Source organism: Citrobacter sp. Ce129 (assembly GCF_030334545.1).
GTDB classification, from domain to species: Bacteria; Pseudomonadota; Gammaproteobacteria; order Enterobacterales; family Enterobacteriaceae; genus Citrobacter; species Citrobacter europaeus.
In genome coordinates this window covers 313,846-328,235 of record NZ_JAOWDS010000065.1, presented here as the reverse complement: position 1 = coordinate 328,235, position 14,390 = coordinate 313,846, and the positions used below count along the sequence as shown (strand labels likewise).

At 50.6% G+C, this 14,390-nt stretch carries 13 protein-coding genes; 8 read left to right on the top strand and 5 right to left on the bottom strand.

The window, feature by feature from the left end:
- Window positions 1–20: 20 nt before the first annotated feature.
- From OGV77_RS15495 to OGV77_RS15480, 4 genes are all read right to left on the bottom strand, one after another.
- Complete coding sequence (locus tag OGV77_RS15495; RefSeq protein ID WP_080625169.1) at window positions 21–1,487, bottom strand: mannitol dehydrogenase family protein; 1,467 nt, start codon at window positions 1,485–1,487, stop codon at window positions 21–23.
- Window positions 1,488–1,648: 161 nt separating this feature from the next.
- The gene (locus tag OGV77_RS15490) at window positions 1,649–2,983 is read right to left on the bottom strand and encodes an MFS transporter (RefSeq protein ID WP_080625168.1); all 1,335 of its coding nucleotides are present in this window, start codon (window positions 2,981–2,983) and stop codon (window positions 1,649–1,651) included.
- Window positions 2,984–3,043: 60 nt separating this feature from the next.
- A complete protein-coding gene (gene rspA, locus OGV77_RS15485; RefSeq protein ID WP_043016367.1) occupies window positions 3,044–4,258 on the bottom strand; it encodes a starvation-sensing protein RspA in 1,215 nt (404 codons plus the stop codon).
- Between the two features lie 107 nt (window positions 4,259–4,365).
- Entirely contained in the window at window positions 4,366–4,692 is a 327-nt protein-coding gene (locus OGV77_RS15480; protein WP_075146147.1) for a YnfA family protein, read from the bottom strand.
- Window positions 4,693–4,845: 153 nt separating this feature from the next.
- On the opposite strand from OGV77_RS15480, the gene OGV77_RS15475 reads away from it, so the two are divergent.
- Together OGV77_RS15475 and speG are read left to right on the top strand one after the other, a co-directional pair.
- The gene (locus tag OGV77_RS15475; protein WP_087050569.1) at window positions 4,846–5,187 is read left to right on the top strand and encodes a DUF1283 family protein; all 342 of its coding nucleotides are present in this window, start codon (window positions 4,846–4,848) and stop codon (window positions 5,185–5,187) included.
- 35 nt (window positions 5,188–5,222) lie between these two features.
- Entirely contained in the window at window positions 5,223–5,783 is a 561-nt protein-coding gene (gene speG, locus OGV77_RS15470) for a spermidine N1-acetyltransferase (protein ID WP_043016370.1), read from the top strand.
- A 6-nt stretch (window positions 5,784–5,789) separates the two neighbouring features.
- Here speG and OGV77_RS15465 read toward each other — a convergent pair whose 3' ends face one another.
- Window positions 5,790–6,500, bottom strand: coding sequence for a YnfC family lipoprotein (locus OGV77_RS15465; RefSeq protein ID WP_043017906.1), 711 nt, complete (start codon window positions 6,498–6,500; stop codon window positions 5,790–5,792).
- Window positions 6,501–6,602: 102 nt separating this feature from the next.
- Here OGV77_RS15465 and OGV77_RS15460 point away from each other — a divergent pair, with 102 nt between their 5' ends.
- The 6 genes from OGV77_RS15460 to dmsD all read left to right on the top strand — a co-directional run bounded on the left by OGV77_RS15460 (window position 6,603) and on the right by dmsD (window position 14,342).
- Window positions 6,603–6,911 carry a DUF1161 domain-containing protein gene (locus tag OGV77_RS15460; protein WP_087050570.1) on the top strand — a complete coding sequence of 103 codons (309 nt, stop codon included), beginning with the start codon at window positions 6,603–6,605 and terminating at the stop codon, window positions 6,909–6,911.
- A gap of 148 nt (window positions 6,912–7,059) precedes the next feature.
- Window positions 7,060–9,498, top strand: a complete 2,439-nt coding sequence (ynfE, locus tag OGV77_RS15455) for a selenate/tellurate reductase subunit YnfE (protein ID WP_087050571.1) — start codon at window positions 7,060–7,062, stop codon at window positions 9,496–9,498.
- Between the two features lie 276 nt (window positions 9,499–9,774).
- Window positions 9,775–12,201 (top strand): selenate/tellurate reductase subunit YnfF, encoded by a 2,427-nt coding sequence (gene ynfF / locus OGV77_RS15450; RefSeq protein ID WP_080625166.1) that lies wholly within the window; start codon window positions 9,775–9,777, stop codon window positions 12,199–12,201.
- Between the two features lie 10 nt (window positions 12,202–12,211).
- Entirely contained in the window at window positions 12,212–12,829 is a 618-nt protein-coding gene (gene dmsB / locus OGV77_RS15445; RefSeq protein WP_043016374.1) for a dimethylsulfoxide reductase iron-sulfur subunit DmsB, read from the top strand.
- Between the two features lies 1 nt (window position 12,830).
- Window positions 12,831–13,685 (top strand): dimethyl sulfoxide reductase anchor subunit family protein, encoded by an 855-nt coding sequence (locus OGV77_RS15440; RefSeq protein WP_087050572.1) that lies wholly within the window; start codon window positions 12,831–12,833, stop codon window positions 13,683–13,685.
- Window positions 13,686–13,727: 42 nt separating this feature from the next.
- Complete coding sequence (dmsD, locus tag OGV77_RS15435) at window positions 13,728–14,342, top strand: Tat proofreading chaperone DmsD (protein ID WP_043016376.1); 615 nt, start codon at window positions 13,728–13,730, stop codon at window positions 14,340–14,342.
- Window positions 14,343–14,390 lie beyond the last annotated feature (48 nt).

Sequence of the window (14,390 nt, the reverse complement as noted above, 5' to 3'; positions counted from 1 at the left end):
GACCTGAAAGGTGTTCTTCTTTACTTCAGTTTTGCAGCATACTTCGCAACCGTTGCCTTCGCCCCTTCTGCCAGTAAAGCAAGATACGCTTGTGTGACCTGGTTTTGGAACCGTTCAACCTGCGGCAGTTCACGCCCAAATATAGCATCGATAGCCAGCAGCGCCTGAACACGCTCTTCACCTTCGTTACTGCCACGCACTGCATTCTGGATCACCGGCAACAGTGGATCGCTAATTTCAATCGCCTGGCCCTGCTCATCCACACCGCCGACGTAGCGCATCCAGCCTGCCACGCCCAGGGCCAGTAACTCAAAGCAGCTACCGTGTACAATGTGCCAGCGAACGGAATCGAGCATACGCTGCGGCAATTTTTGACTGCCATCCATAGCAATCTGCCAGGTACGATGACGCAGTGCCGGGTTGCTGTAGCGCTCAATTAACAGATCGGCATAGTGCTGTAGATCCACGCCCTTAACTTTCAGGGTTGGCGCTTGTTCCTGCAGCATCAGCGCGCGGGCGGCAAGACGATAGTTTTCATCGCCCATACAGTCGTTAATGTGCTGATACCCAGCCAGATAGCCAAGATAAGCAAGAAAAGAGTGACTGCCATTAAGCATACGCAGTTTCATCTCTTCAAACGGAATAACATCAGCGACCAGCTCCGCGCCAGCCTTCTCCCATTCAGGCCGACCGGCGACAAAGTTATCTTCAATAACCCACTGACGGAACGGTTCGCATGCCACGCCTGCCGGGTCGCGAACGCCGGTGATGCGTTCAATTTTGTCCAGCGTATCCTGGGTAACCGCCGGGACGATGCGGTCAACCATTGTTGACGGGAATGTCACATGTTGTTCAATCCACGCAGCCAGATCAGCATCTACCGCCCGGGCATACGCAGTGACAACATTGCGCATCACATGACCATTTTCTGGCATGTTGTCGCAAGACATCACGGTAAAGGCGCCTAAACCCGCAGCTTTGCGACGCGCAAGAGCCTCAACCACAACGCCTGGCGCAGTTTTTGGTTGTGTAGGGTTTTGCAGATCGGCGGCAATCATTGGGTTGTCTAACATCAACTGACCGGTCGCCGGAGAGTGGCAATATCCTTTCTCGGTGATGGTCAGGGAAACGATCGCAACCTGCGGTTCGCACATCGCGGCCAGTACGCTTTCCAGACCATCAACCTGCGCATGCAGGGCATTTTTCACCACGCCCACGACTCTTGCAGTCCAGGCATCCGCAGACATTTCTGCAACGGTATACAGATTATCTTGCTGTTTGAGATCGGCAATCTGCTGCTCACCGCCAATCAGGTTCACTTCGCAATAACCCCAGTCACTGTCGTGTTCTGCAGCCAGAATATCAGCGTAAACCCCCTGATGTGCGCGGTGAAACGCGCCAAAACCCAGATGGACAATACGCGGAACCAGTTTTGTACGATCGTAGTCGGGAAGCACAGCCTTTGCTGCCAGGAGCTTGTTTTGCATGGTATGGCCTACTTATCAATGGAATCAGGACTGTCTCAGAGTAACGCCTGTATGGTTGTATGTTTTGATTTGCATTAAGCTTTTTATGATTGGTATGACATCATTTGTTTAGTTATGTACCAAAGTCAGTGAATTTGGCGGCATACTGCCGCCAAAGGATATTAATGTTTCTGCCACTGCTGGTATTCACGCTTAAGTCTTTGCGGAGCGGTTTCCGGCATCATCAACAAACCAATAATTGAGATAATTCCAAGTACAATCACATAGGTTGCAAGTCCATAGTAATGTCCACCTGTTACTTGCAGAATTTTTACTGCCACCAAGCCAAGAATGCCACTGCCTATTAGCGACCCCAGTTGCCAAATTAATGCTATTCCGCTACAGCGAATATGAGTTGGGAAAAGCTCCGGAAAATAAGAAGCCTGAGGTGCATAACACATACTATGCCCAACACTCAGCACCAGGATCATTACTATTTGTGTAAGCCAAAAACTATCTTGATTAATCGCAAGGAAGAAAGGAATAATCATAACAACCTGCAGCAGCGCACCGATAATATAGACCGGTTTACGTCCAATTTTATCGCATAGCGACCCCATCAACGGTATTGCAATGATTTCTATTATGACCGCAACGATCATTGTCTCCATCAAAATATTAGCATCAAGATTGTTTGCCTTACCGTAAGCCAAAACAATCACTGTGAACATTGCAAATGTACAAGCTTCAATCAGTTTCGCGCAGACCCCCTTGACAACAATGCCAGGAAAATCGCGGATAACTTCAACTAATGGACGTGATTCTTCTGCTTTTGTCTCCCTAATCTGAGCAAAGACCGGTGATTCATCAATTTTTAAGCGGATAAACAGCCCAACAATAACCAGTAACAGACTCAACAGGAACGGTATACGCCACCCGTAATCCATCATTGCCTCTGGAGAAAGTGTGGCATTTAACAGCGCAAAGAGCGCTAACGGCAGAAGGAAACCAACCGGGGCACCGATTTGAACCCAACTGGAAAAAAATCCACGATGTTTGGGTTCAGAATATTCAGCCGTCATCAGTACTGCACCGGCTTGCTCGCCTCCAACGCCAAATCCCTGTAATACACGAATAAAAATAAGTAAAGCTGGAGCCCAGACACCTATTTTCTCATATGTAGGTAATAACCCTATACAGAACGTCCCCAAACCAACAATTAATATAGTAATAACCAGTGCTTTTTTACGCCCAACCTTATCGCCAATATGGCCAAAGACAATTCCTCCTAATGGTCTTGCGAGGAAACCAACAGCATAGGTTGCAAAAGCAGCGAGAGTACTTATTAACGGATCGTCACTTGGGAAAAATAGATGACCAAAAAAGAGTACAGCTGCTGTCCCGTATGCAAAAAAATCATAATACTCAGCAGCAGTACCAATTGCGGATGCTGAAGCCACTCGACGAATAATGGGCTTATTATCTACGTTATTTTTAATATCGACTGAACTAACCATAAGTTTAACCTTCTGTAGGGTATTGGGTTAATCAACATCTTTCGTACGTAAAATGTATATTTACCAGTTCCACAATGTGCCATCTTCCAGGCGAGCAACGGGCAGATATGCAGGATCATACGGATATTTCGCCGCCAGTTTTTCGTCAAACTCGATCCCAAGACCGGGTTTGTCTCCTGGGTGCATATAGCCGTTATCAAAGGTCCAGTTATGTGGGAACACTTCCAGCATCTGCTCGGAATATCCCATATATTCCTGTACGCCAAAGTTCGGCACCCACAAATCAAAGTGCAGCGCGGCGGCCATGCATACTGGTGACAAATCGGAAGGCCCATGTGAACCGGTACGTACCTGATACAGCGAGGCGAAATCGGCAATCCGGCGCATACCGGTGATACCACCCGCATGGGTGATGGTGGTACGGATATAGTCGATCAGTTGTTCTTCAATCAGCTGTTTACAGTCCCAGATACTGTTGAACACTTCCCCTACCGCAATCGGCGTGACCGTATGCTGGCGGATCAGGCGGAAGCACTCCTGGTTTTCAGCCGGGGTTGGGTCTTCCATCCAGAACAGACGGTATTGCTCAATGCTTTTGCCGAAACGGGCCGCTTCAATAGGCGTCAGACGGTGGTGCATATCGTGCAGAAGATGTTCGTTGAAACCAAACTTATCGCGTACGGCAGCAAACAGTTTTGGCGTGAAATCCAGGTATTTCTCCGTTGACCACAACTGCTCTTCCGGCCATTGCCCTTTGGTGGCCGGTTCATAGGCCTGTCCTTTTCCTTTAGACATGCCGTAAGTGGTTTTCATGCCAGGTACGCCACACTGTACGCGAATGGCTTTAAAGCCCATCTCTTTATGACGCGCATAGTCTTCGAGTACGTCATCAACGGTATGGCCTGTGGTGTGACAGTAGACCATAACCCCTTCACGAGAAGCACCGCCGAGCAACTGGTACAATGGCATATTTGCCGCTTTCGCTTTGATGTCCCATAGCGCCATATCCACTGCGGAAATCGCCGACATGGTGACCGGACCACGACGCCAGTACGCGCCTTTGTAGAAGAACTGCCAGATGTCCTCGATTCGGTGTGCATCCCGGCCAATTAGCTGCGGGCAAACATGATCTTTCAGATAGGACGCCACGGACAACTCGCGTCCGTTTAATGTGGCATCTCCCAGTCCGGTGATGCCATCTTCTGTCGTAATTTTCAACGTTACAAAATTACGCCCCGGACAGGTGACAAACACTTCAGCCCCAACAATCTTCATTTTTTATCCCTTACATCTGTTCTTGTGATGCAGGAAATTTACCTAACTGAGCTACTACCATACAAGTATAATGATCAAAAAAGCGCTGATTGATCACAAAAAAGGCGCTATGCGCGCCCCCATCCAGCCACAATGATCAGCATGCCGCACAGCGCCACCACCGCGCCTGACCAGTCATACAGGCTCAATTTTACGCCATCGACAATGCGTAGCCATAGCAGCGCGGTCACCACGTACACCCCGCCATAGGCTGCATAAACACGTCCGCTTGCTGCCGGATGCAGCGTCAGCAACCAGACGAATAACGCCAGTGACACCCCGGCGGGTATCAGTAGCCAGGCCGTAGCCCCTCGCTTAAGCCAGAGCCAGGGTAAAAAGCAGCCAATGATTTCGCATAATGCGGTGACGAAAAAAAGCAAAGTAGTCTTAAGCATTGATGTTATTCAGTTACCTTAGGTTTAAGCATGATACGACAGAATATTGCCAGCGTATCCATATCCGCTGAGTGGGTATGCCCGGAAGCCGGAATAGTGTAGAATTTAACCCTGTTTTATCGTTTTTTCCCTTTCCCATAAAAGGAATTCGCCATGAAAATTACACTGACCAAAAGCCTGTGCCTGACGGCTATGCTGACGCTGGCCGCGGCTGTGTACACCTCTTCCGCATTCGCTGAAACCAGTAAACTGATCATTGAATCCGGAGACAGTGCGCAAAGTCGTCAACAGGCAGCAATGGAAAAGGAACAATGGAACGATACGCGTCAGCTACGCCAGAAAGTTAATAAACGTGTAGAGAAAGAGTGGGACAAAACCGACGCGGCGTTCGATAGCCGTGATAAGTGCGAACAGAGCGCTAATATTAATGCGTACTGGGAACCCAACACCCTGCGCTGCCTTGACCGCCGTACTGGCCGCACCGTTGCCCCATAATCATTGCACTTTGAAGGATATTGAAAGGATACGATATGACTAGCGCCCTCAGTGTTAAGTTGCGCCCGCTGGAGCGTGAAGATTTACGATTCGTCCATCAGCTTGATAATAACGCCAGCGTAATGCGTTACTGGTTTGAAGAACCTTACGAAGCGTTTGTTGAGCTGTCAGACCTGTACGACAAGCATATTCACGACCAAAGCGAACGTCGCTTCGTGGTGGAGTGTGACGGTGAAAAAGCCGGTCTGGTGGAGCTGGTTGAAATTAACCATGTGCACCGTCGGGCCGAATTCCAGATCATTATTTCGCCTGACTATCAGGGCAAAGGTCTGGCAACGCGCGCGGCAAAGCTGGCAATGGATTACGGCTTTACCGTACTCAACTTATATAAGCTGTATCTGATCGTTGATAAAGAGAACGAAAAAGCCATCCATATCTATCGTAAACTCGGCTTTATGGTCGAAGGTGAGCTGATTCATGAATTCTTTATCAACGGCCAATACCGCAACACTATCCGCATGTGCATCTTCCAGCAGCAGTATCTGGCAGAACATAAAACGTCAGGTCCTAACCTGTTGCAACCTACCGCTCAGTAAAGGCGATTAGTAGTAATCGATAGTGTTTTCAATTGAGTAATGATGTTCAACTGCCGGCTTAACGCTCTCGTCAACGATAACGAGCCGGCAGTTGACCGGATTAGCATAGTCATCGTACTTGCACGTTTGTTTGACATTACCTAACGGAAGATTGTTGAGCAGGCTCACTGCGGTATAATCCAGTTTCTTCAACGGGTCGACCGACGGTTTGGCATCTACCTGCAAGGTATTGTCCTTATTGACGGTTGTTTTGCCCAACGGGTAGCCTTCCGCATCATAGCGATATTTCACTTTCATCTCTTTTCCCGTGGCAGAAACAACGAAACCGTTATCGTCGGTATCCCACACCACACCCGCCGCAGGCAGCTCTGCTAACTGGCATTTACCCTGTAAGCGGATCCGTTTTTCCAGCGTTTCGGCATCCCGATAATAGTTAGCATCCAGGACCAGCGCCATACCGGTATTGTTTTCGATATCATGCAACTCAAGCGTATCGAAGCACCCTTCCTGTGAGAGCGTACCGACAACGCGTTTGGTGACTTCACCTTTGTCATTAAGCAGCGTCTGGCTGAAATCTTTTACCGGCCCGCGCAGAGGATCGAAATCAAATTCATTGGAAAAACTGGCCATTTCCGGCGTAAAGGAATCCAGGCCTTTGGCGTTATCACACCCGACCAGCACGACACACAGGAATCCTAACAGGGTCTGTTTCTTCACATTTTTCACCGGGATAAGAAGATAATTCTCAATCATATTAGCAAATACAGTTATTTACACCAGAAATGCTAATCTTAGTCTATGTCGATAATAAAGGAGCTGATGATGAAATACATAACAGGAATTGCCGCGCTCTTACTGGTAGTCGCGTCCCCGCAGGTTCTGGCGGCACCGGCGTCATGTGAACGCGTGAAAAGCGATATCGAACAGCGCATCATTAATAACGGCGTGGCAGAATCCAGCTTTACACTGAACATTGTCCCCAACGATCAGGCCGATCAGCCTGATTCACTGGTCGTGGGCCATTGTGCAAACGACACACATAAAATTCTCTATACCCGTACCAACAGTGGCAACGCCCCAGCCAATAGCACCCCAGCACAGGATGGACACGTCGCCGAACCGCAATAAATTACACCCTCCGTGCGCGGAGGGTCACTCCAGTTTGATATGCATTAATATGACATACTCATAACCAGGTAAACTCAAACCATTATTAGCATGCTATTAATTTCGTTATAGAAATTAATATATAGCGATAACTATAATGGAGTGAGTTATGTCTGAAACTGAGCAATATGGAGGCATCAGCCGCAGGACGTTAGTGAAATCCTCGGCAATCGGTTCGCTGGCGCTTGCTGCAGGTGGGCTGTCGTTACCTTTCGGAATGCGCACTGCAGCCGCTGCGGTACAACAGGCGCTACAACCTGCTGAAGAAAAAGTGGTTTGGGGTGCTTGTTCGGTGAACTGCGGCAGCCGTTGTGCCCTTCAACTCCACGTCAAAGATGACGAAGTCGTATGGGTGGAGTCCGATACGACCGGAGACGACATTTACGGTCAACACCAGGTTCGCGCCTGTTTGCGTGGGCGCTCAATTCGTCGACGGATCAATCATCCGGATCGCCTGAATTACCCAATGAAGCGCGTGGGCAAACGCGGTGAAGGGAAATTCGAGCGCATAACCTGGCAGGAAGCGCTGGATACCATCAGTGCCAGTTTGAAAAATACCGTGCACAAATACGGTAACGAGGCCGTGTATATCAACTACACCTCTGGCATTGTAGGCGGCAACATTACTCGCTCCTCACCTTATGCCTCGCTGGTGGCTCGCCTGATGAACTGCTATGGCGGTTTCCTGAGCCATTACGGCACCTACAGTACCGCGCAAATCGCGGCGGCAATGCCTTACACCTACGGTTCTAACGAAGGCAACAGCACTTCCGATATTGAAAACACGAAGCTGGTAGTGATGTTCGGCAATAACCCTGCCGAAACGCGTATGAGCGGCGGCGGAATAACTTATTTCCTTGAACAGGCCCGGGAGCGCTCTAATGCCCGGATGATCGTCATTGACCCGCGATATACTGATACCGCAGCGGGTCGTGAAGATGAGTGGATCCCTATTCGTCCGGGAACTGATGCTGCATTAGTGGCGGGAATCGCCTGGGTCCTGATTAACGAAGATCTCGTCGACCAGGCATTCCTTGACACGTACTGCGTTGGTTATGACGAAAAAACCCTGCCCGCCGACGCGCCGGCTAACGGGCACTACAAAGCCTATATTCTGGGCAACGGTGATGACGGTATTGCCAAAACTCCGCAATGGGCTTCACATGTCACCGGGATACCAGCCGAACGCATTATTAAACTGGCACGGGAAATCGGCAGTACAAAACCGGCATATATTTGTCAGGGTTGGGGGCCGCAACGTCAGGCTAACGGTGAACTGACCTCACGCGCAATCGCCATGTTGCCAATCCTCACCGGCAACGTCGGCATCAACGGCGGCAATAGTGGTGCACGAGAATCAACCTACACCATCACGATTGAACGTATGCCGCTACCAGAGAACCCCATCAAAACCCAGATATCCTGTTTTAGCTGGACGGACGCAATCGCCCGGGGTCAGGAAATGACCGCTACCCGCGATGGCGTACGCGGAAAAGATAAGCTCGACGTGCCGATTAAATTTATCTGGAACTACGCGGGCAATACCATCACCAATCAGCACTCAGATATCAATAAAACGCATGAGATCCTTCAGGACGACACGAAATGCGAAATGATAGTTGTCATTGAAAACTTCATGACCTCTTCAGCCAAATATGCCGATATTCTGCTGCCTGATTTAATGACCGTTGAACAGGAAGACATCATTCCTAACGACTACGCGGGCAATATGGGGTATCTCATTTTTATTCAACCTGCGACGTCGCCTAAGTTCGAGCGCAAACCGATTTACTGGATAATGAGTGAAGTTGCAAAGCGTCTTGGCAAAGATGTGTATCAACGGTTTACGGAAGGTCGTACCCAGGAGCAATGGCTTCAGTATCTGTACGCGAAAATGCTGGCTAAGGACCCCGCTCTCCCTTCTTATGACGAGCTGAAAAAAATGGGGATCTATAAACGCAAAGATCCAAACGGGCACTTTGTCGCCTATAAAAAATTCCGCGACGATCCGCAGGCCAATCCGCTTAAAACACCGTCGGGTAAGATTGAAATTTACTCCAGCCGACTGGCGAAGATTGCCAACACCTGGGAGTTGCAAAAAGATGAAGTGATTAGCCCGCTTCCCGTTTACGCCTCAACGTTTGAAGGATGGGATGACCCAAAACGCAGTTCTTTCCCACTGCAAATGTTTGGCTTCCACTACAAATCCCGTACGCACTCCAGCTACGGCAATATTGATGTTCTCCAGGCGTCCTGCCGTCAGGAAGTGTGGATAAACCCGGTCGATGCCCAAAAACGGGGGATTGCAAATGGCGATATGGTGCGGGTCTTTAACGATCGCGGTGAACTGCGCATCCCTGCGAAAGTGACGCCGCGGATCCTGCCCGGCGTAAGCGCAATGGGCCAGGGCGCATGGCACGATGCCAATATGGCCGGCGATAAGATTGACCATGGCGCCTGCGTCAACACCTTGACCACTCAGCGCCCGTCTCCTCTGGCAAAAGGCAATCCACAGCATACCAATCTGGTCGAGATCGAGAAGGTTTAAGGACTACCCTATGACAACTCAGCATGGATTTTTTATTGATCCCAGCCGTTGCAAAGAGGACGAAACGTTCTCGATGAGGAAGTTTTCAGGGCTGGCGCTGGGCTTAGTATTGCCAGTAGTTGAAAGTCCATTTCGAGACACATTAATAAGATCGCCCCACACTTTGATACGCATTAATAAAACATACCTATAAATGGGTAAACTCGTCCTACAATTAGCATGCTATTTATTCATTATATAATTAGATATATAGCGATAATTTCAATGGAGTGAGTTATGTCTGAAACCGAACAATCCGGAGGCATCAGCCGTAGGACGTTAGTGAAGTCCTCAGCTATCGGTTCACTGGCGCTTGCCGCGGGTAGCCTGTCCTTACCCTTTGGTATGAGATCCGCTGCCGCGGCAGTACAACAAGCGATGCAACCGGTTGAAGAGAAGGCTGTCTGGAGTTCCTGTACCGTTAACTGCGGCAGCCGTTGCCTTTTACGTCTGCACGTTAAAGATGATGCCGTTTACTGGGTAGAGTCTGACACAACGGGCGATGATACCTATGGTAATCACCAGGTACGCGCCTGCTTGCGCGGCCGATCGATCCGTCGCCGTATGAATCACCCTGACCGCCTGAAATATCCAATGAAACGCGTAGGCAAGCGTGGAGAAGGAAAATTTGAGCGGATCACCTGGGATGAAGCGCTGGACACTATTAGCGGTAATTTGCAGCGGATCCTGAAGGATTACGGCAACGAAGCGGTCCATGTGCTGTACGGTACAGGTGTAGATGGTGGGAATATTACAAACTCCAACGTCCCCTATCGCTTGATGAATTCATGCGGCGGCTATTTGAGTCGCTATGGTAGCTATAGTACCGCGCAAATCAGCGCCGCCATGAGTTATATGTTTGGTGCTAACGACGGCAACAGCCCGGACGACATCGCCAATACAAAACTGGTTGTCATGTTTGGCAACAACCCTGCCGAAACCCGTATGAGCGGCGGTGGTGTAACCTGGTATGTTGAGCAAGCCCGCGAACGTTCTAACGCACGAATGATCGTTATCGATCCTCGTTATAACGATACTGCCGCTGGTCGTGAAGATGAATGGCTTCCTATTCGACCAGGAACTGACGCTGCACTGGCTGCGGCAATTGCCTGGGTGTTGATCACCGAAGATCTCATCGATAAACCTTTTCTTGATAAATACTGCGTCGGCTACGATGAAACCACTCTTCCCGCCAGTGCACCGCGTAATGCGCACTATAAGGCATACATTCTGGGGGATGGGCCAGACGGAGTTGCCAAAACGCCAGAATGGGCTTCTCACATTACCAGCATTCCGTCTGAGAAAATTATCCACTTAGCGCGTGAAATCGGCGCAGCGAAACCCGCTTATATCTGCCAGGGCTGGGGACCGCAGCGTCACTCCAATGGTGAACAAACCGCTCGCGCGATTACGATGCTCTCCGTTTTAACCGGCAATGTGGGGATAAACGGTGGTAACTCAGGGATGCGTGAAGGGACGTGGGATCTGGGCGTGGAATGGTTCTCCATGTTAGAAAATCCGGTTAAAACGCAGATATCTGTCTTTACCTGGACGGATGCTATCGATCATGGCGCAGAGATGACCGCGACCAGAGATGGTGTTCGCGGCAAAGATAAGCTGGACGTGCCTATCAAATTTATCTGGTGTTATGCCAGTAATACGCTCGTCAACCAGCATGGCAATATCGCGCATACCCACGAAGTCTTACAGGATGACAGCAAGTGCGAGATGATCGTCGGTATTGAGCATTTTATGACTGCCTCCGCAAAATACTGCGACATCCTGCTGCCTGACCTGATGCCAACCGAACAGGAAGATCTCATCTCCCACGAGTCTGCCGGGAATATGGGGTATGTCATCCTTGGTCAACCTGCGACTTCGCCAAAATTTGAACGTAAACCCATTTACTGGATGCTCAGTGAAGTCGCCAAACGTTTGGGCCCGGATGTGTACCAAAAATTCACCGAGGGTCGTACACAACATGAATGGGTGAAATACCTGCATGCCAAAACCAAAGAGCGTAACCCGGAAATGCCGGATTACGAGGAAATGAAAACGACTGGCATATTCAAGAAAAAATGTCCCGAAGAACACTATGTTGCCTTTCGTTCTTTCCGGGAAGATCCCGCCGCTAACCCATTGAAAACGCCATCAGGGAAAATTGAGATTTACTCTGAACGGCTTGCCGTCATCGCAGAAACATGGGAACTCAAAGACGACGAAATTGTTCATCCTCTTCCTGCTTATGCCCCAGGCTTTGACGGTTGGGACGATCCTAAGCGCCAAACGTATCCACTGCAGCTCACGGGGTTCCACTATAAGGCGAGAACCCACTCCAGCTACGGCAATATCGATGTTTTACAGCAGGCTTGCCCGCAGGAGGTCTGGATAAACCCCATTGATGCCAATGCACGTGGTATTCGTAACGGCGACACGGTAAGGGTGTTTAACAATAATGGCCAGATGTTGATCAGCGCGAAAGTTACACCGCGCATTTTGCCCGGCGTCACAGCTATCGGACAAGGTGCCTGGCTCAATGCCGATATGTTCGGCGATCGGATCGATCATGGTGGTTCCATTAACATTCTCACGTCGCATCGACCTTCTCCATTAGCGAAGGGGAATCCATCCCACAGTAATCTCGTTCAGGTTGAAAAGGTATAAGGACTAACCCATGACAACTCAGTATGGATTTTTTATTGATTCCAGCCGTTGCACCGGGTGTAAAACCTGCGAGCTGGCCTGCAAAGACTACAAAGACCTCACCCCCGACGTCAGTTTCCGGCGGATTTACGAGTACGCAGGTGGTGACTGGCAGGAAGATAACGGCGTCTGGCACCAGAATGTTTTCGCCTATTACCTCTCCATTGCCTGTAACCACTGCGAAGATCCAGCCTGCACCAAGGTTTGCCCCAGTGGAGCCATGCATAAACGTGAAGATGGTTTTGTGGTGGTTGATGAAGACGTTTGCATCGGCTGTCGCTACTGCCACATGGCCTGCCCGTATGGTGCGCCGCAATACAATGCCGCCAAAGGACATATGACCAAGTGTGACGGTTGTCATGACCGCGTCGCCGACGGCAAAAAGCCCATCTGCGTCGAGTCCTGCCCGCTGCGCGCGCTGGACTTTGGTCCCATTGATGCGCTGCGCAAAAAACACGGTGAACTGGCGGCAGTCGCTCCGCTGCCGGGCGCGCATTTCACCAAACCGAGCATTGTGATCAAACCCAACGCCAATAGCCGCCCGACCGGGGATACCACGGGTTATCTGGCAAATCCGAAGGAGGTGTAACATGGGCAATGGATGGCATGAATGGCCGCTGGTCCTGTTTACGGTGCTCGGCCAGTGCGTGGCTGGCGCGCTGATAGTGAGTGGCTATGGCTGGCTGACCGCTAAAGACGGAATGGCAAAACAACGTATCGTGCGCAGCATGTTTTTTCTGTGGCTGGTGATGGGCATCGCCTTTCTCGCCTCGGTAATGCATTTAGGTTCACCGCTGCGCGCCTTTAACTCGCTGAACAGGGTCGGCGCATCTGCGCTGAGTAATGAAATCGCCAGCGGTTCTCTGTTTTTCGCCGTCGGCGGTCTGTGGTGGCTGGTGGCGTTTCTCGGTAAAATGCCTGCAGCGTTAGGTAAAATCTGGCTGCTGGCAGGCATGCTGCTGGGCCTGGTTTTTGTGCTGGCGATGACCAGCGTCTACCAGATAGATACCGTTCCGACCTGGTATAATGGCTACACCACGCTGGCATTTTTTATGACACTGTTGCTAAGCGGACCACTGTTTGCCGCCCTGCTGCTGCGCGCCGCGGGTGTTTCTTTTAACGCCGCCAGATTCGCCAGTATCAGCGTTGTGGCCCTGCTGGTGGCGGTGGCCGTTATTGTCCTGCAGGGTGTATCGCTCAGTGATATTCACAGCTCGGTACAAAACGCCAGCGCGTTGGTTCCCGACTATGGCAGTTTACAGGTCTGGCGTGTCCTGTTGCTGGCTGCGGGTCTGGGTTGCTGGATATGTCCGTTAATCCGTCGCAAAGAGCCGTCAGTCGGCGGACTGGCGCTGGGCCTGGTTTTAGTACTTGGCGGTGAAATCATCGGCCGGGGTTTGTTTTACGGTTTACATATGACAGTCGGCATGACTGTTGCAGGTTAACTTTTGGGTGCGGGGTAACCCGCACTGTTCAGGATTTTTTGCATGACCCATTTTTCGCAAGGTGACAACTTTTCTACCGCAGCGCGCGTGCTTGGCGCGCTGTTTTACTATGCGCCAGACAGCGTGGAAGCCTCTGCAGTAGTCAGTGCGTTAAGGGCCGATGGCTGGCAGGCGCAATGGCCGCTTGATCAAGCAACACTCTCCCCGCTGGCAGTACAACTGCAAGCCGAGACCGATGAGCCTCTGCCGCAGGCCTGGCAACGCTTGTTTGTCGGTCCGTATGCGCTACCTTCTCCGCCCTGGGGATCCGTCTGGCTGGATCGTGAAAATGTGTTGTTTGGCGACTCCACGCTGGCTCTGCGTCAGTGGATGCGGGACAACGGCATCCAGTTTGCCATGCAGCAAAATGAGCCAGAAGATCACTTTGGTTCGCTGCTATTGCTGACAGCCTGGCTTGCTGAGAACGAACGCCACACCGAGTGCGAACAGCTGCTGGCCTGGCATCTTTTCCCGTGGTCATCTCGCTTCCTTGAGGTGTTTATCGAAAAAGCTGACCACCCGTTTTACCAGGCGCTGGGTGAGCTGGCGCGCCTGACGCTGGCCCAGTGGCAGTCGCAGTTACTGATCCCGATAGCTGATAAGCCCCTGTTTCGTTAATTTCACGACAGGCAGGATGCATCCTGCCTGTCGTGCATCCTGTTGCGC